The sequence below is a fragment of the Streptomyces sp. NPDC098789 genome (genome assembly GCF_044759975.1).
Taxonomy (GTDB): domain Bacteria; phylum Actinomycetota; class Actinomycetes; order Streptomycetales; family Streptomycetaceae; genus Streptomyces.
Genome location: NZ_JBIWAJ010000017.1, coordinates 31,780 through 48,371, shown reverse-complemented (window position 1 = coordinate 48,371; position 16,592 = coordinate 31,780). Strand labels below are relative to the sequence as shown.

General features: G+C 70.9%; 15 protein-coding genes and 4 tRNA genes. 10 read left to right on the top strand and 9 right to left on the bottom strand.

What is annotated here, in order from left to right:
- Positions 1-33: 33 nt before the first annotated feature.
- Positions 34-1,104 (top strand): phosphoribosylformylglycinamidine cyclo-ligase, encoded by a 1,071-nt coding sequence (gene purM / locus ACIQWR_RS29670; RefSeq protein WP_404015723.1) that lies wholly within the window; start codon positions 34-36, stop codon positions 1,102-1,104.
- Between the two features lie 118 nt (positions 1,105-1,222).
- Here the strand turns inward: purM and ACIQWR_RS29665 are convergent, their stop codons facing one another.
- Both ACIQWR_RS29665 and ACIQWR_RS29660 read right to left on the bottom strand, forming a co-directional pair.
- Positions 1,223-1,492 (bottom strand): DUF3073 domain-containing protein, encoded by a 270-nt coding sequence (locus tag ACIQWR_RS29665; protein ID WP_404015720.1) that lies wholly within the window; start codon positions 1,490-1,492, stop codon positions 1,223-1,225.
- A 348-nt stretch (positions 1,493-1,840) separates the two neighbouring features.
- Positions 1,841-2,947, bottom strand: a complete 1,107-nt coding sequence (locus tag ACIQWR_RS29660; protein WP_404015717.1) for a Leu/Phe/Val dehydrogenase — start codon at positions 2,945-2,947, stop codon at positions 1,841-1,843.
- A 190-nt stretch (positions 2,948-3,137) separates the two neighbouring features.
- Here ACIQWR_RS29660 and ACIQWR_RS29655 point away from each other — a divergent pair, with 190 nt between their 5' ends.
- A complete protein-coding gene (locus ACIQWR_RS29655) occupies positions 3,138-3,992 on the top strand; it encodes a hypothetical protein (RefSeq protein ID WP_404015714.1) in 855 nt (284 codons plus the stop codon).
- 512 nt (positions 3,993-4,504) lie between these two features.
- A complete protein-coding gene (gene bldC, locus ACIQWR_RS29650; protein ID WP_003949541.1) occupies positions 4,505-4,711 on the top strand; it encodes a developmental transcriptional regulator BldC in 207 nt (68 codons plus the stop codon).
- 346 nt (positions 4,712-5,057) lie between these two features.
- On the opposite strand, the gene ACIQWR_RS29645 is transcribed toward bldC, so the two are convergent.
- From ACIQWR_RS29645 to hrpA, 3 genes are all read right to left on the bottom strand, one after another.
- The gene (locus ACIQWR_RS29645) at positions 5,058-5,261 is read right to left on the bottom strand and encodes a DUF6274 family protein (protein ID WP_404015712.1); all 204 of its coding nucleotides are present in this window, start codon (positions 5,259-5,261) and stop codon (positions 5,058-5,060) included.
- 149 nt (positions 5,262-5,410) lie between these two features.
- Positions 5,411-5,484 (bottom strand) — tRNA-Asp (locus tag ACIQWR_RS29640).
- 79 nt (positions 5,485-5,563) lie between these two features.
- Positions 5,564-9,487, bottom strand: coding sequence for an ATP-dependent RNA helicase HrpA (gene hrpA / locus ACIQWR_RS29635; protein ID WP_404015709.1), 3,924 nt, complete (start codon positions 9,485-9,487; stop codon positions 5,564-5,566).
- A gap of 118 nt (positions 9,488-9,605) precedes the next feature.
- Here hrpA and ACIQWR_RS29630 point away from each other — a divergent pair, with 118 nt between their 5' ends.
- The 3 genes from ACIQWR_RS29630 to ACIQWR_RS29620 are packed head-to-tail and all read left to right on the top strand — an operon-like array spanning position 9,606 to position 11,668.
- Positions 9,606-10,001, top strand: coding sequence for a hypothetical protein (locus ACIQWR_RS29630; RefSeq protein ID WP_404015706.1), 396 nt, complete (start codon positions 9,606-9,608; stop codon positions 9,999-10,001).
- Positions 10,002-10,061: 60 nt separating this feature from the next.
- Positions 10,062-10,817: a DsbA family protein gene (locus ACIQWR_RS29625; protein ID WP_404015703.1), complete on the top strand. Its 756-nt coding sequence runs from the start codon at positions 10,062-10,064 to the stop codon at positions 10,815-10,817.
- On the top strand, positions 10,814-11,668 hold the full coding sequence (locus ACIQWR_RS29620) for a cytochrome c biogenesis CcdA family protein (RefSeq protein ID WP_404015701.1): 855 nt from the start codon (positions 10,814-10,816) through the stop codon (positions 11,666-11,668). The genes ACIQWR_RS29625 and ACIQWR_RS29620 overlap by 4 nt, the downstream gene beginning before the upstream one ends.
- 37 nt (positions 11,669-11,705) lie before the next feature.
- On the opposite strand, the gene ACIQWR_RS29615 is transcribed toward ACIQWR_RS29620, so the two are convergent.
- From ACIQWR_RS29615 to ACIQWR_RS29600, 4 genes are all read right to left on the bottom strand, one after another.
- Positions 11,706-11,782, bottom strand: a tRNA-Phe gene (locus ACIQWR_RS29615).
- A 22-nt stretch (positions 11,783-11,804) separates the two neighbouring features.
- Positions 11,805-11,878: transfer RNA gene (locus tag ACIQWR_RS29610), tRNA-Asp, on the bottom strand.
- A 39-nt stretch (positions 11,879-11,917) separates the two neighbouring features.
- Positions 11,918-11,990, bottom strand: a tRNA-Glu gene (locus ACIQWR_RS29605).
- Positions 11,991-12,112: 122 nt separating this feature from the next.
- Positions 12,113-12,463 carry a metallopeptidase family protein gene (locus tag ACIQWR_RS29600; RefSeq protein ID WP_404015699.1) on the bottom strand — a complete coding sequence of 117 codons (351 nt, stop codon included), beginning with the start codon at positions 12,461-12,463 and terminating at the stop codon, positions 12,113-12,115.
- Positions 12,464-12,564: 101 nt separating this feature from the next.
- On the opposite strand from ACIQWR_RS29600, the gene ACIQWR_RS29595 reads away from it, so the two are divergent.
- From ACIQWR_RS29595 to ACIQWR_RS29580, 4 genes are all read left to right on the top strand, one after another.
- Positions 12,565-13,092 carry a CrcB family protein gene (locus ACIQWR_RS29595; protein ID WP_404015696.1) on the top strand — a complete coding sequence of 176 codons (528 nt, stop codon included), beginning with the start codon at positions 12,565-12,567 and terminating at the stop codon, positions 13,090-13,092.
- The gene (gene crcB / locus ACIQWR_RS29590; RefSeq protein WP_404015694.1) at positions 13,089-13,466 is read left to right on the top strand and encodes a fluoride efflux transporter CrcB; all 378 of its coding nucleotides are present in this window, start codon (positions 13,089-13,091) and stop codon (positions 13,464-13,466) included. The genes ACIQWR_RS29595 and crcB overlap by 4 nt, the downstream gene beginning before the upstream one ends.
- A gap of 115 nt (positions 13,467-13,581) precedes the next feature.
- Positions 13,582-14,124: a hypothetical protein gene (locus ACIQWR_RS29585; RefSeq protein ID WP_404015691.1), complete on the top strand. Its 543-nt coding sequence runs from the start codon at positions 13,582-13,584 to the stop codon at positions 14,122-14,124.
- A gap of 317 nt (positions 14,125-14,441) precedes the next feature.
- The coding region (locus tag ACIQWR_RS29580; protein ID WP_404015689.1) for a DEAD/DEAH box helicase at positions 14,442-16,592 on the top strand (2,151 nt) is incomplete at its 3' end.

Below are 16,592 nucleotides of genomic sequence, written 5' to 3'. Positions count from 1 at the left end.
ACCGCAGTAACGACACGAAAGCTCATCCCTGTCATGACAGAGAAGACCACCGGTGCCAGCTACGCAGCCGCGGGCGTCGACATCGAAGCGGGCGACCGCGCCGTCGAGCTGATGAAGGAGTGGGTGAAGAAGACGCAGCGCCCCGAGGTCCTCGGCGGCCTCGGCGGTTTCGCCGGCCTCTTCGACGCCTCCGCCCTCAAGCGCTACGAGCGCCCGCTCCTGGCCTCGGCGACCGACGGCGTCGGCACCAAGGTGGACATCGCCCGCCAGCTCGGCGTGTACGACACGATCGGCCACGACCTGGTCGCGATGGTCATGGACGACATCGTCGTCTGCGGCGCCGAGCCGCTCTTCATGACCGACTACATCTGTGTCGGCAAGGTCCACCCCGAGCGGGTCGCGGCCATCGTCAAGGGCATCGCCGAAGGCTGCGTCCTGGCCGGCTGCGCCCTGGTGGGCGGCGAGACCGCCGAACACCCGGGTCTGCTCGGTCCGGACGACTTCGACGTCGCCGGCGCCGGTACGGGAGTCGTCGAGTACGACGCCCTGCTCGGCGCGGACCGTATCCGTACGGGGGACGCCGTCATCGCGATGGCGTCGTCCGGGCTTCACTCGAACGGGTACTCGCTGGTCCGCCACGTCCTCCTCAACCAGGCCAAGATGGCGCTGGAGGGGCACGTGGAGGAGCTCGGCCGGACCCTGGGCGAGGAGCTCCTGGAGCCGACCAAGATCTACTCGCTGGACTGCCTGGCCCTCACCCGCACCGCCGAGGTCCACGCCTACTCGCACATCACGGGCGGCGGCCTCGCGGCCAACCTCGCCCGGGTCATCCCGGACCACCTGCACGCCACGGTCGACCGCTCGACCTGGGCCCCCGGTGCGATCTTCGACCTGGTCGGCCGCGCCGGCAAGGTCGAGCGCCTGGAGCTGGAGAAGACGCTGAACATGGGCGTCGGCATGATGGCCGTGGTTCCGCAGGAGTCTGTGGACGTGGCCCTGACCACGCTGGCCGACCGGGGCGTCGACGCCTGGGTCGCCGGCGAGATCCTGGACCGCGGCGCGCACACCGAGGGCTCGACCCTCACGGGCGACTACGCGAGCTGAGCTCCGCAGGACCGGCGGAAAGCGCCGGGAACGCAATGAAACCCGGTCCGGGGCTTGGCCCTGGACCGGGTTTCACTGTTGTTCAGATGCTGGTGGTGCGGTGTAGACGCTGGATGCGTCAAGCGCCGCGACGTTGCGCCGACGGGCCGGACTCTTCGTCCTCGTCCTCGTCATCGCCGTTGTACAACTTCGCGTACTTGGCGTACGGGTCGTCGTCATCGTCGTCGTCCAGCTCGTCATCGACCTCGACGGGCGCGCTGACAGGCAGCGGGTCCGTCGGCGATGCGCCCAGCTCATTGGCCAGACGCGAGAGGTCAGTCCCGCCGCTGTTGTACTTCAGCTGGCGGGCGACCTTTGTCTGCTTGGCCTTGGCCCGGCCGCGCCCCATGGCTCGACCCCCTCGGTGACGGGGCTCGACGGCCCCAGAGTCTGACACGCGTTCATGGTTCGGAGCGGGCTCTCCGTGGAGAGACCGTCCGTAGGGCTTTAACGGTACCTGCTTCCGCGGCCATACGGTACGCCGCCCGCATGACGTGCCCCGGCACAGTGCCTGCGAGACGCCCCGTACTCGCTGGTCAGCTGCGATTTTAACCCTATATTGGCGAGCGACCCGCCGAAGCGCAGTGAGTTCCGTCTCTCCGCAACCCCGGCGGGTGCACGCACGCCCCGAACCCGTCCCGAACCGCAGCCGGCGCCGGTCTCCACCGGGCGCCGACCCGTCGGTCGAAACCGTCGACTAGCCCCGCGCGGCGCGCGCTTCGGCCATCCGCTGCTCGGCGATCCGGTCGGCCGCCGCGGCCGGCGGAATCCCATCCGACTTCGCACGTGCGAATATGGCCAGCGTGGTGTCGAAGATCTTCGTCGCCTTCGTCTTGCAGCGGTCGAAGTCGAAGCCGTGCAGCTCGTCGGCCACCTGGATCACGCCGCCCGCGTTGACCACGTAGTCCGGCGCGTAGAGGATGCCGCGGTCCGCGAGGTCCTTCTCCACGCCGGGGTGCGCGAGCTGGTTGTTCGCCGCACCGCACACCACCTTCGCGGTGAGGACCGGCACGGTGACGTCGTCGAGGGCGCCGCCGAGCGCGCAGGGCGCGTAGATGTCCAGTCCCGCCAGCCGGATCAGCGCGTCGGTGTCGGCGACCGCCGTCACCTTGCCCGGGTGCTTGTCCAGGATCCGCTGCACGGACTCGGCGCGGACGTCGGTGATGACGACCTCCGCCCCGTCCGCCAGCAGGTGCTCCACCAGGTGGTGGCCGACCTTGCCGACGCCCGCGACGCCGACCTTGCGGCCGCGCAGGGTCGGGTCGCCCCACACGTGCTGGGCGCTGGCGCGCATGCCCTGGAAGACGCCGAAGGCGGTGAGCACCGAGGAGTCGCCGGCGCCGCCGTTCTCGGGGGAGCGGCCGGTGGCCCAGCGGGTCTCGCGGGCGACCACGTCCATGTCGGCGACGTAGGTGCCGACGTCGCAGGCGGTCACGTAGCGGCCGCCGAGGGACTCCACGAACCGGCCGTAGGCCAGCAGGAGTTCCTCGCTCTTGAGGACGTCGGGGTCGCCGATGATCACGGCCTTGCCGCCGCCGTGGTCGAGCCCGGCGAGGGCGTTCTTGTACGACATGCCGCGGGCGAGGTTGAGGGCGTCGAGGACGGCCTCCTCGTCCGAGGCGTACGCGTGGAAGCGCGTACCGCCGAGCGCGGGGCCCAGTGCGGTGGAGTGAAGGGCGATGACGGCCTTGAGGCCACTGGCGCGGTCCTGGCAGAGCACGACCTGCTCGTGGCCGCCCTGTTCCGTGCGGAACAGGGTGTGCAGGACGCCGTCGGTCATTTCGGTCACGGTGGTGACTCCCATGGATGAGATGCGGCGGGAAGCGCCCTCCTGCGGGTGGGGAGGGCGTTGATGGGAGCAGCGTAAGACCTGCGGGCCGCGCCGGAGCGCCCTGTCCGGGGATCGGACGGCCGTTCGGACTTCTGAGCGGATTCCTCCCCCATCGGGGGCGCGCGGCCGCGTACGGGCGCCCGGTGCGGGGGAGTACGAGAGCGTGAGCGAATCCCCCGATCCCCGGCTGCCCGCCGCGCGCCAGGCACCGACCATCCCCTACGCGTCCTACCTGCGCGTGTACGAACCCCTGGCCGCCTTCGCGGAACCGGAGCGCGCGCACTGGGCCGACTACGCCCGGCGCGGGCACACCCCGACCGCCCAGGACGAACTGCGCCGGTCGCTGGCCGACCTGGTGCGCGTGCCGCTGGTGGGGGTGCCGGCGCACGAGAGCGCGGACGCCTTCACCGCGGAGTGGGACGGGGTGCTGCTGGTGTGCCCGTGGCGGACCCGGCTGCGCGGCTGGCTGGCGCTCCAGGAGTTGGTGGCCGACTTCCCGCTCCCGGTGCTGGACGCGGCCCTGCCGCCGGGGGTGCGCCGCCGGGCGGCCGAGGAGTACGACGCCTGGCGGGAGCGGAACCCGGACGCGCGCCCGTGGATCCGCACGGCGGTCTGGCAGGTCCCGCTGCGTTGGTTCGTCCTGGTCGCCGACGAGGAGCGGGAGTACGTGCCCGGGGAGGTGCTGCGCTACCGGACGCCGATGGTCCAGGCGCGCCGCAGGCTCGCGCGCGGGCTGCGGACCCTGCGCGAGGCGGAGGGGTACGGGGCGCTGGCGGACGGCCTGGTCGAGGTCGGCAGCTGGCTGGAGGAGTTCCATCCGCGCTCGATGGTCGAGCTGGACTACGGCGGGCTGGTCCACGGACTGCCGGCGGCGGGGCTGGCCGAGGACCGGTCGGCGGCGGAACTGGCGGCGGGGATCGCGGCGCTGCGGGCGGGGGACACCGAAGGTGCCGTAGAGACGTACGTCATATTGGCCGACCGTTGGCGGGCTGTTCGGGAGAGACTGTTCGCCAACTAGCCGTATCGTCCGAACGGCCACAACCCGTGGTACTTCAGGACGATTCACTCATTAGGGTCTTAGTGCCAGGACCTACGTCCCGATCCGGGCCATTGGCTCAAGCGTGACGGACCGCACTTTCCACACCCTTGCGCCCTTCCCCTACCCTCGTGCCAAAATAGGACAAGGAGTCCGGGGAGGGTTCCTTCCGCCCAACTTTGGGCGGATTGCTCGACATTGCACGCTATGGGGGGTCTCGCGACTCCTGGTCGCTCTGTGACTGATCGTTACGGTGGGGTGACTGTCCGTTATGGGGCGGTCCATCGGCTTCCGCCGCTGATGAACACCTCGGAGGGCAATTCCATCGGTTTGGCCGACGAGGCTGGACAGATGGTGTAGTTGTAGTGCCGAGGACAAGCCGTTCGTCCTATAACCGACTCGGCCTTCGTCTGTCCATTTCGGGCAACGAGGGCCAAGGTGCAGAATTTAGAGGAAAGAACCGAGATGGTTCGGTTCTCCCGAGGAGGCCGCTCATGACCGCTCGCACCCCTGATGCCGAGCCGCTGCTGACCCCGGCTGAGGTTGCCACGATGTTCCGCGTGGACCCGAAGACGGTCACTCGCTGGGCCAAGGCTGGCAAGCTCACGTCCATCCGCACCCTGGGTGGGCACCGCCGCTACCGCGAGGCCGAGGTTCGCGCTCTGCTCGCGGGAATTCCGCAGCAGCGCAGCGAGGCCTGAGGTCCCGCAGCACAACCTTTTACCGGGTCGATATCGGATCCCCCAATCCGATGAAACCCGTATAGCTTCATGCGGCCCGGACCTGCCCCAACAGGTTCATCAGCCGTCGGTCGCGCTGGACTCCGCCGGGTCCAGCGCGATCTTTTTTATGCCCTGATGCGGGGTGCGGGTGCCGCTTCGGTGGGGTCCCCCGAGAGGGGGTGCCATTGCACATATTAAATCGAAGAGGCGTAGGCGCGTGATAAACGTGGGCGTCTCAAAAACTCATGTGGTGACTCCCGTCACAGCTAACAACTCTTGTACATCCGGCATTGCGCCCGTAATGGGGCTGGCTGGACGGCATACGTCATGCCGGAGAGGGACCTTCGGCCCCCGGCGGGGACCCCCGCTCCGTCCGCCGCTCCGCCTCCCGCGCGGCCTCCCGCTCCGCCTCCCGCGCGAGCCGCATGAGTCGGTTGCAGAGAAGGCAGTGGCGCGTGAGGTGGCGGCGTCCGCCCGAGGCCGCCAGATGGGCCCTCAGGAGCGCTCTGAGCTCGTCACGGGCGTTCATGGGGAAATGCCACACCTCCCGCGCCTGCGGCGGCCGTACGGCCCGTGATCCTCCGGGCCGGTCGTGCGCGCCGTGCGGTGCCGTGTCGTGTCGTCGGGGGAATGCGACAGGGCCCGTATCCCTGGGGGATACGGGCCCTGTCGTTACTGCGAACCTGACGGGACTTGAACCCGCGACCTCCACCTTGACAGGGTGGCGAGCTAACCAACTGCTCCACAGGTCCTCGTTCGCGGCCACTTGGTGGCTGCGAAACCGACTGTACAACAGCTGGGGGGGTGAGGTCGAACCCGATCACGCCGCCGTCACGGCGCCAGGGCGTCGACCGCCTTCACGATGCGCTTGTCGGAGATCGGATAGGCCGTCCCGAGGGCGTGGGCGAAGTAGCTCACCCGCAGTTCCTCGATCATCCAGCGGACGTCCGTGACCGCGGTCGGCACCGGCCGGCCCTGGGGCAACTGCTCCAGCAGCCAGGCGTACTCGTCCTGCATCTCGTGGACCTTCTCCATGCGCGTGGTGTCGCGCTGGACCGAGGTCGGCATCTGCTGGAGGCGCCGGTCGGCCGCCACCAGATAGCGCATCAGGTCGGGCAGCCGCCGCAGCCCGGTGAGGGTCACGAAGCCGGCCGGCACCAGGGCCGCCAGCTGCTTCTGCACGTCCTGCACGTTCTTGACCAGGGTCAGGCTGTTCGTCGCCTTCAGGCGGCGCTCACAGGCCTGCCAGGCGGCCAGCACCTGCTGCACCTGGGCGACCGTGCGTACGGTCGTGTCCACCAGGTCGGTCCGCACCGCGTCGTAGAGCTTCCGGAAGCCGGCCTCGTCCCAGGCGGGCCCGCCGTGGTCGGCGATCAGCTTGTCGGCCGCCGCCGTCGCGCAGTCGTCGAACAGGGCCTGGATGGAGCCGTGCGGATTGCGCGAGAGCGCCAGCTTCGCCTGGTTGCCCAGCTTGTCGGAGGCGAACTTGGCGGGGTTCACCGCGATGTTGAGCAGGATCAGCCTCCGGGTCCCGCGCCACATCGCCAGCTGCTGCTCGGCCTCCGTGTCGAAGAGCCGTACGGAGACGCTCGCGCCCGCGTCCACCAGCGCCGGATAGGCCTTCACCGGCTGACCCGCCCGCCGGGTCTCGAAGACCTTGGTCAGGGTGCCGATCGTCCAGTCCGTCAGCCCGGTCCGCTCGATGGCCTCGCCGCCCGCGCGCTCGGCGGTCGCCGCGGCGGCCTGGGAGAGGGCCTGGCGGGCCTTGGGCCGCAGTCGCAGCCGCAGGGCCTCCAGGTCCTTGTCCTCGGCGAGGTTCTTGCGGCGCTCGTCGACGATCCGGAAGGTGATCTTCAGGTGGTCGGCGATCCGGCTCAGGTCGAAGTCCTCGGCCGTGACCGGGACCCCGACCATCCGCTTCAGCTCGCGCGCGAGCGTCACCGTCAGCGGCTCCTGGAGCGGAACGGCGGTGTCCAGGAAGCGGGTCGCGAAGTTGGGCGCGGGCACGTAGTGCCGGCGGATCGGCTTGGGCAGCGAGCGGATCAGCTCGGTGACGATCTCCTCGCGCAGCCCCGGGATCTGCCAGTCGAAGCCCTCGTCGGTGACCTGGTTCAGCACGGTCAGCGGGACGTGCACGGTCACGCCGTCGGCGTCCGCGCCCGGCTCGAACTGGTAGGTCACGCGGAACTTGAGCGGGCCCTGGCGCCAGGAGTCCGGGTAGTCGTCCTTGGTGACCCCGGCCGCCTTCTCGGTGAGCAGCATCTCGCGCTCGAAGTCGAGCAGCTCGGGCTCGTCGCGCTGCTTGTGCTTCCACCAGGAGTCGAAGTGCGCGCCCGAGACCACGTGCTCGGGGATCTTCTGGTCGTAGAAGTCGAAGAGGGTCTCGTCGTCGACCACGATGTCCCGGCGCCGGGCCCGGTTCTCCAGCTCCTCGACCTCGGTCAGCAGCTTGCGGTTGTCGGCGTAGAACTTGTGGTGCGTGCGCCAGTCGCCCTCGACCAGGGCGTTGCGGATGAAGAGTTCGCGCGAGACCTCGGCGTCGATCCGGCCGTAGTTGATCTTCCGCTGGGCGACGATGGGGACGCCGTACAGCGTGACCTTCTCGTACGCCATCACCGCCGCCTGGTCCTTCTCCCAGTGCGGCTCGCTGTACGTGCGCTTGATCAGGTGTTGGGCCAGCGGCTCGACCCATTCGGGCTCGACCTTCGCGTTGACCCGCGCCCACAGCCGCGAGGTCTCCACCAGCTCCGCGGACATGACGAATTTGGGCTGCTTCTTGAACAGCGCCGAACCGGGGAAGATCGCGAACTTCGCCGACCGCGCGCCCAGGTACTCGTTCTTGTCGGTGTCCTTGAGCCCGATGTGCGACAGCAGGCCCGCCAGCAGCGACACGTGGATGTGCTGCTCCGGAGCGTCCGCCTCATTGACGTGGATGCCCATCGTCTTGGCGACCGTGCGCAGCTGCGAGTAGATGTCCTGCCACTCGCGGATCCGCAGGAAGTTCAGGTACTCCTGCTTGCACATCCGGCGGAAGGAGGAGGAGCCGCGCTCCTTCTGCTGCTCGCGGACGTAGCGCCACATGTTGAGGAACGAGAGGAAGTCGCTGGTCTCGTCCTTGAAGCGGGCGTGGTTCTGGTCGGCCTGGGTCTGCTTCTCCGAGGGCCGCTCGCGCGGGTCCTGGATCGACAGGGCGGCCGCGATGACCATGACCTCGCGCACGCAGTTGTTCTTGTCCGCCTCGACCACCATGCGGGCCAGCCGCGGGTCCACGGGCAGCTGGGACAGCTGGCGGCCCATGGGCGTGAGCCGCTTCGTGTGGTCCTTCTCGGCCGGGTCGAGGGCCCCCAGCTCCTGGAGCAGCTGCACGCCGTCGCGGATGTTGCGGTGGTCCGGCGGGTCGATGAAGGGGAACTTCTCGATCTCGCCGAGGCCCGCGGCGGTCATCTGGAGGATGACGGAGGCGAGGTTGGTGCGCAGGATCTCCGCGTCCGTGAACTCCGGACGGCTCTCGAAGTCGTCCTCGGAGTACAGGCGGATGCAGATGCCGTCGGAGGTGCGGCCGCAGCGGCCCTTGCGCTGGTTGGCGCTGGCCTGCGAGATCCGCTCGATCGGCAGCCGCTGCACCTTGGTGCGGTGGCTGTAGCGGGAGATGCGGGCGTTGCCCGGGTCGATCACGTACTTGATGCCCGGGACGGTCAGCGAGGTCTCGGCGACGTTGGTCGCGAGCACGATCCGGCGTCCCGTGTGCTGCTGGAAGACGCGGTGCTGCTCGGCGTGCGAGAGGCGTGCGTAGAGGGGCAGCACCTCGGTGAAGCGCAGGTTGCGCTTGTTCAGGGCGTCCGCCGTGTCGCGGATCTCGCGCTCGCCCGAGAGGAAGACCAGGACGTCGCCCGGCCCCTCGGACTGGAGCTCGTCGACCGCCTCGCAGATCGCGGTGATCTGGTCGCGGTCGCTGTCGTCGCCCTCCTCCTCCAGGAGCGGGCGGTAGCGCACCTCGACCGGGTACGTACGGCCGCTGACCTCGACGATCGGGGCCTCGCCGAAGTGCCGGGAGAAGCGCTGGGGGTCGATCGTCGCCGAGGTGATGATCACCTTGAGGTCGGGGCGCTTGGGCAGCAGCGTGGCCAGGTACCCGAGCAGGAAGTCGATGTTCAGCGACCGCTCGTGGGCCTCGTCGATGATGATCGTGTCGTAGGCGCGCAGCTCGCGGTCCGTCTGGATCTCCGCGAGGAGGATGCCGTCGGTCATCAGCTTCACGAAGGTCGCGTCCTGGTCCACCTGATCGGTGAACCGGACCTTCCAGCCGACCGTCTGGCCGATCTCGGACTTCAGCTCCTCGGCGATCCGCTCCGCGACCGTGCGGGCGGCGATCCGGCGGGGCTGGGTGTGCCCGATCATGCCCCGGACGCCGCGCCCCAGCTCCATGCAGATCTTGGGGATCTGCGTGGTCTTGCCGGAGCCGGTCTCGCCGGCGACGATCACGACCTGGTGGTCGCGTATCGCCTCGGCGATCTCGTCCTTCTTCTGGCTGACCGGAAGGTTCTCGGGATAGGTGACCTCGGGCATGCGCGAGGCGCGGCCGGCCAGTCGCGCGGCGGCCTTCTCGGCCTCCGCGGCGATCTCGTCGAGCACGGCCTGCTTGGCCTCGGGCTTACGGATGCGGCGGGCGCCTTCGAGGCGGCGGCCGAGGCGGTGCGCGTCGCGGAGGGAGATCTCACCGAGAAGCGTCTGCAGGGCGGCGAAGGAAGTAGACATACCTGGTCGAGGATCTCACCCGCGGGCGCCGGGTGGCGAACGCATTTGTGGGGCGGCCCCGTACCATTTCCGGACGAGTCACCCCAAGTAACTCCGTCGTTCCCGTGAGAGGCCCGTCATGTCCCGCCCCGATCCGCGTCTGTGGTGCCTGTGGGGCGCCGTTCTCGCGGTGCTGCTGGGGTGTGCGGCGCAGGTACCGGCGCGGTCGCCGGCCCCCGCGCCGGCCCCCGCGACCGCGTTCGCGCGGGCGGCGGACGGGCCGGTCGGGACCCGCGCCGCCGCGGACCCGCGGGTCTCGCCCGAGCGGGGCCCCTCCTGCGCGCCGGGCGACCCGGACCGCGGACGGGTGCCCGCGCTGCCGCTGCGCGGGCCCGGGGACCACGGCTGCACGCCGCTGGCGCGGTGCGCCCCCGAGCAGGTCGAGCACGCCCGGGGCGCCCCCGTACGAGCGCCCGCGCGCGGGCCGGACCGGGCGGCGCCGGGCCCGCTGGAGCTGTCCGTGATGCGGGTCTAGGAGGACCGGTACCCCCGGTCCGTCCCCGTCCCTTCCCGTACGTCACTCCGGAGCACCCGCATGTCCTCTTCCCCTTCCCCCTCCAAGGGATCGGTACGTCCGTCCCGCAAGCCCCTGCTGATCAGCGCCGGGGTCGCGCTCGCCGCCGTCACCCTCGGCATCGTCTCCTGGCAGGCCACCTCCACCGAGGACCCCGCGGCCGCTTCGGCGCCCTCCTCGGCGTCCGCGCCCGAGGTCCCCGACGGCCGGGCCGAGCTGATGAAGCTGGCCCGCCGCGACGCGAACGACAAGCTCACCACCGGGCGCGCCGACGCGCCCGTCGTCCTCATCGAGTACTCCGACTTCAAGTGCGGCTACTGCGGCAAGTTCGCCCGCGACACCGAACCCGAACTGGTGAAGAAGTACGTCGAGGACGGCACCCTGCGCATCGAATGGCGCAACTTCCCGATCTTCGGCGCCGAGTCCGAGGCGGCCGCGAAGGCCGCCTGGGCCGCCGGCCAGCAGGACCGCTTCGGCGCCTTCCACGCCGCCGCCTACGCGGACGGCGCCAAGGAGAAGGGCTTCGGCGAGGCCCGGCTGCTGGAGATCGCCAAGGAGGCCGGGGTGCCCGACCTGGACCGCTTCGCGAAGGACATGGGCGGCGAGCAGGCGGCCGCCGCCGTCGCCAAGGACCAGGAGGAGGGCTACCGCATCGGTGTCACCTCCACCCCGTCCTTCCTGGTCAACGGGCAGCCGATCGCGGGCGCCCAGCCGATCTCGGCCTTCACCTCGGCCATCGCCAAGGCCGAGCAGGCCGCGCGGGCGGCGGCGAAGTGAGCGACATCGGATACCTGGCCGCCCTGCTGGGCGGTCTCCTCGCGCTGCTCAGCCCGTGCAGCGCGCTGTTGCTGCCCGCCTTCTTCGCGTACTCCATCGATTCCACCTCCCGGCTGCTGGCCCGGACCGGGATCTTCTACGCCGGGCTCGCGACCACCCTGGTCCCGCTGGGCGCGGCCGGTTCGTACGCGGGCCGCTTCTTCCACGGCAACCGGGACGCCCTGGTCCTCTTCGGCGGCTGGCTGATCATCGCGCTCGGTCTGGCGCAGGTGCTGGGCCTCGGCTTCGCCCCGCGCCGGATCTCGGAGCTGTCGGGTCGGATCCGCCCGACCACCGTGCTGTCCGTGTACGCGCTGGGCGCGGTCTACGGGCTGGCCGGCTTCTGCGCCGGGCCGATCCTGGGCAGCGTCCTCACCGTCGCGGCGGTGAGCGGCAGCCCGGTCTACGGCGGCCTGCTGCTCGCGGTGTACGCGCTGGGGATGGCCCTGCCGCTCTTCCTGCTGGCCCTGCTCTGGGAGCGGTTCGACCTCGGACGGCGGCGCTGGCTGCGCGGCCGGGTGGTCCGGGCGGGCCGCTTCGAACTGCACACCACCTCGCTGCTGTCCGGCCTGTTCTTCATCGCGCTCGGCGCGATGTTCCTGGCCTACGACGGGGCGAGCGCACTGCCCGGGCTGCTGGACGTGGACGACTCGTTCGCCGTGGAGGAATGGGTGCGCACCGCCGCGGACGCGGTGCCGGACTGGGCGCTGCTCGGGCTGGTCGTGGTCGGGGCGCTGGTCGCGGGCCTGGTGCAGTGGCGCCGCAAGGCCCGCCCCGCAGACGTCGCCGGGGCGGAGCCGGAGGAGGGATGACGAAGAAGGCCCCGTCCGATGGACGGGGCCTTCTTTCTGGTGGCTGGGGCCGGGGTCGAACCGGCGACCTATCGCTTTTCAGGCGATCGCTCGTACCAACTGAGCTACCCAGCCACGAAACTCTTACGAGCTTCAGCGAACCTGACGGGACTTGAACCCGCGACCTCCACCTTGACAGGGTGGCGAGCTAACCAACTGCTCCACAGGTCCTTGCTATGTGCGAGCGCAAGTCTCGCACATGGTGTTGCGTACCCCCAACGGGATTCGAACCCGTGCTACCGCCTTGAAAGGGCGGCGTCCTGGGCCACTAGACGATGAGGGCTAAAGGCCCGCCTAGGCACTTTCCAGCGCGTCGGGGACGTGAGAAGCATATGGGATCCGGGCGGCGATCGCCAAAACGGTTTCCCCCGCCCGATCCGCGGGTCGGCCGCCCCTGCCTGCGGGTCAGCCCCAGCCCAGCTCGTGGAGGCGTTCGTCGTCGATGCCGAAGTGGTGGGCGATCTCGTGCACGACGGTCACGGCGACCTCGTGCACCACGTCGTCGGGCGCCTCGCAGAAGCGCAGGGTCGGCCCCATGTAGATGGAGATCCGGTCGGGCAGCACCCCGGCGTACCACTCGCCGCGCTCGGTGAGCGGGGTCCCCTCGTAGAGGCCCAGCAGTTCCGGATCGTCCGCGGGAGGTTCGTCCTCCACGAACACGGCCACGTTGTCCATCACCCGGGTCAGCTCGGGCGGGATCCGGTCCAGGGCCTGGGCCACCAGCTCTTCGAAGTCGTCGCGCGTCATCTGCAGCACCCACCCATTGTCCGGGAGCCGGGCGCCGACCGGGAGGGATGCGCCCCGGCGCGTGAGAATGGACCGGTGGCGACAGAGTCGATGTGCGAGGGGCGGCGCGGATGACCCGGCCGGCCGAGGGCGGGACCTCCCGGGGCGAGAGCGGGGCCTCCCGGGGCGACGGGGCCGAGGCGATCGACCCGGACGTCGACCTGCACGTCCCGGCGCAGCGTGCCGAACCGCAGGGCCGCGTGCTCGCGGTCGTGGCGGCCGGCGGCGCCGCCGGCGCCTCGGCGCGGTACGCCGTCGGGCTGCTGTGGCCGGCGGCGCCCGGGGCCTTCCCGTGGGGGACCCTCTGGATCAACGCGGTGGGCTGCGCGCTCATCGGCGTACTGATGGTGCTGATCAGCGAGGGCGGTCGGTCGGCGCACCCCCTCGTACGGCCCTTCCTGGGGGTGGGGGTGCTCGGCGGGTTCACCACCTTCTCCACCTACGCCGTGGATTTCGAGCGCCTGCTGGACGCCGGTGAGGCCGGGACCGCGCTGGCCTACGCCGGCCTCACGGTGGTGGCCGCGCTGGGCGCGGTCCTCGTGGCGGCCCGGCTGACCCGGCTCGTGCTGGGCGACCGGCGGGCGCGGGCGGCCCGGTGAACTGGCTCATGGTGGTCCTGGGCGCGGTCGTGGGCGCTCCGCTGCGCTATCTGACCGACCGCGCGGTGCAGGCGCGCCACGATTCCGTCTTCCCCTGGGGGACGTTCGTGGTGAACGCGGGCGCCTGCCTCGTGCTGGGCGCGCTCACGGGGGCCGTGCTGGAGGGGGCGGCCTCGTCGAGGCTGAGCCTGTTGCTCGGGACGGGCCTGTGCGGGGCGCTGAGCACGTACTCGACGTTCTCCTACGAGACCCTCCGGCTGGCCGAACGGGGCTGGAAGTTCCTCGCGGTGGTGAACGTGGCCGCTTCCGTGCTGGTCGGACTGGGCGCCGTACACCTGGGGTTGCAGGTGGCGCGGACGCTCGCCGGGGGCTGAGTGCCCGGGCGCGTGCAGCCGGTGGCGCAAGGGGCGTGTCTCTTACGGGGCAAAGAGAGTTGGGCACATTGACCCGTTCACCGCGGAACCCTGCCCTGTCCCGGAGGTGCCACCCGTGCGCCACTTGTCCGCTTCCGTCCGACTGGCCGTCGCCACCCTCGCGCTCGCGGCCACGGCGGGCTGCATGAGTGTCGGCGCCGACGCCGCCAAGCCCGGCGCCACCTCCCCGGCCGGCCGCCGGGGGGCCGCCGCCGACTCCGAGGGCGCCTCCTCGGGGGGCAGGAGCGGCGGGGCGCACGGCAGCGGGCACGACAAGAAGGGCGGTGCGGGCGACAAGGGGAGCGCCGTGGGCCCCGACGGGAAGGCCCTGCCCCCGGGCGCCTCGGCCAGCCCCGGCGTCGTGACGGCGGGGCTGCCCGGCGGCCCCTCGCCGTCGGCCGGACCGGGCGCGGCGGCCGGCGGGGGCACGGGCGGACCGGCGGGCCCCGGCCCGGGGACCCAGCTGCCGCCCTCGGCGGGCGGGACGACCACGGGGGCGGGTGGGACGGGTGGAGGTTCGCAGCCCTCTCCCACGCCCCCGCCGGAGCCGTCACCGCCTGTGACTCCGCCCACGTCCGCGGCCCCGTCGCCGGAGCCCTCGATGAGTCCCGGGGGGTAGTCCGGCACCCCCTCCGGGACGTGCCGCACGGGTGCGCGTGATGCGTACTCCCGTTCGACGCAGTGACGTTCTTGCAGGTCAGCCGCTTCGTGTTCGGGGTGACTTGCCAGAGTGGGGGGAGGGTGCGTATGGTTATAGATCGTTTGATCCCATTGCCCGGCGCCGACTCCGAAGAGCGCCGCGTGGCGCGTACTCTCCCCAACCGTGGCTGACCGCATTGAGGCGGTCGATTTGCGATTCACGGAGTTTGGGCGCGTGCCGAGACTCCGGAAGGTTTCGCATTTCGCATGTCCATTTCCAGTTCTGACCGTCCCGTCATGCCCGAGAACGACTCCATCGACGCCGCCCAGGCCGTCGAGTCCGTCGAGATCGTCGAAGCAGTCGACACCCACGTGATCGACCCGACCCTCACCGACTCGCTCGCCGCCGACATCGATGCAATTGAGGCCGACATGACGAACGACCAGTCCATCGACGCCGTTGCAGCCGACGAGGCCGCCGACGCCGAGCCCACGATCACCTTCGGCGACCTCGGTCTGCCGGACGGGATCGTCCGCAAGCTCGCGCAGAACGGTGTCACCGCCCCCTTCCCGATCCAGGCCGCGACCATCCCGGACGCCCTGGCCGGCAAGGACATCCTCGGCCGTGGCCGCACCGGCTCCGGCAAGACCCTCTCCTTCGGTCTGCCGACCCTGGCCTCGCTGGCCGGCGGCACCACCGAGAAGAAGAAGCCCCGCGCGATCATCCTCACGCCGACCCGTGAGCTCGCCATGCAGGTCGCCGACGCGCTCCAGCCGTACGGTGACGTGCTCGGCCTGAAGCTCAAGGTCGTCTGCGGCGGTACCTCGATGGGCAACCAGATCTACGCCCTGGAGCGCGGCGTCGACGTCCTCGTCGCCACCCCGGGCCGTCTGCGCGACATCATCAACCGCGGCGCCTGCTCGCTGGAGAACGTCCAGGTCGCCGTCCTCGACGAGGCCGACCAGATGTCCGACCTGGGCTTCCTGCCCGAGGTCACCGAGCTGCTCGACCAGATCCCCGGCGGCGGCCAGCGCATGCTCTTCTCCGCCACCATGGAGAACGAGATCGGCACGCTCGTCAAGCGCTACCTCTCGAACCCCGTCACGCACGAGGTCGACAGCGCGCAGGGCAACGTCTCGACCATGACCCACCACGTCCTCGTCGTGAAGCCGAAGGACAAGGCGCCGGTCACGGCCGCGATCGCCGCCCGCAAGGGCCGCACGATCATCTTCGTCCGCACCCAGCTGGGCGCCGACCGCATCGCCGAGCAGCTCATCGAGTCCGGCGTGAAGGCCGACGCGCTGCACGGCGGCATGACGCAGGGTGCCCGCACCCGCGTCCTGGAAGACTTCAAGAAGGGCTACGTCAACGCGCTCGTCGCGACCGACGTCGCCGCCCGCGGCATCCACGTCGACGGCATCGACCTGGTCCTGAACGTGGACCCGGCCGGCGACCACAAGGACTACCTGCACCGCTCGGGCCGTACCGCCCGTGCCGGCAAGTCGGGTGTCGTGGTCTCGCTGTCCCTGCCGCACCAGCGCCGCCAGATCTTCCGCCTGATGGAGGACGCGGGCGTCGACGCCTCGCGCCACATCGTCGGCGGTGCGGGCGCGTTCGAGCCCGAGGTCGCCGAGATCACCGGTGCCCGCTCGCTGTCCGAGGTCCAGGCCGACTCCGCGAACAACGCCGCGAAGCAGGCCGAGCGCGAGGTCGCCGACCTCACCAAGCAGCTGGAGCGCGTCCAGCGCCGCGCCGTGGAGCTGCGCGAGGAGGCCGACCGCCTCGTCGCCCGTTCCGCCCGTGAGCGCGGCGAGGACCCGGAGGCCGCTGTGGCCGAGGTCGCCGAGGCAGCAGAGGCCGAGGTGGCGGCCGAGGCCGCCGCCGCGGCTGCCGCCGCCGAGGCGCAGGCCGTGCAGCGCCGTGACGACCGTGGCAACTTCGAGCGTCGCGACGACCGCGGCGAGCGCAGCGGCCGTGGTGGCTTCAACCGTGACGACCGCGGTGACCGCGGTGGCGACCGTGGCGGCTTCCGCTCCGGTGGCGACCGTCGTGACGACCGCCCCTCCGGTGGCTTCCGTCGTGACGACCGCCCGTCCGGTGGCTTCCGCTCCGGTGGCGACCGTCGTGACGAGCGTCCCGCCGGTGGCGGCTTCCGCCGCGACGACCGTCCGTCGGGCGGCTTCCGCTCCGGTGGCGACCGTCCCGCTGGTGGTGGCTTCCGCTCCGGTGGCGACCGTCCCGCCGGTGGTGGCTTCCGTCGTGACGACCGTCCGTCCGGTGGCAGCTTCCGCCGCGACGACCGCCCCTCGGGTGGCTTCAACCGTGACGACCGCGGTGGCGACCGTCCGTCGGGTGGCTTCCGCTCCGGTGGCGACCGTCCCGCCGGTGGTGGCTTCCGTCGTGACGACCGTCCGTCCGGTGGCAGCTTCCGCCGCGACGACCGCCCC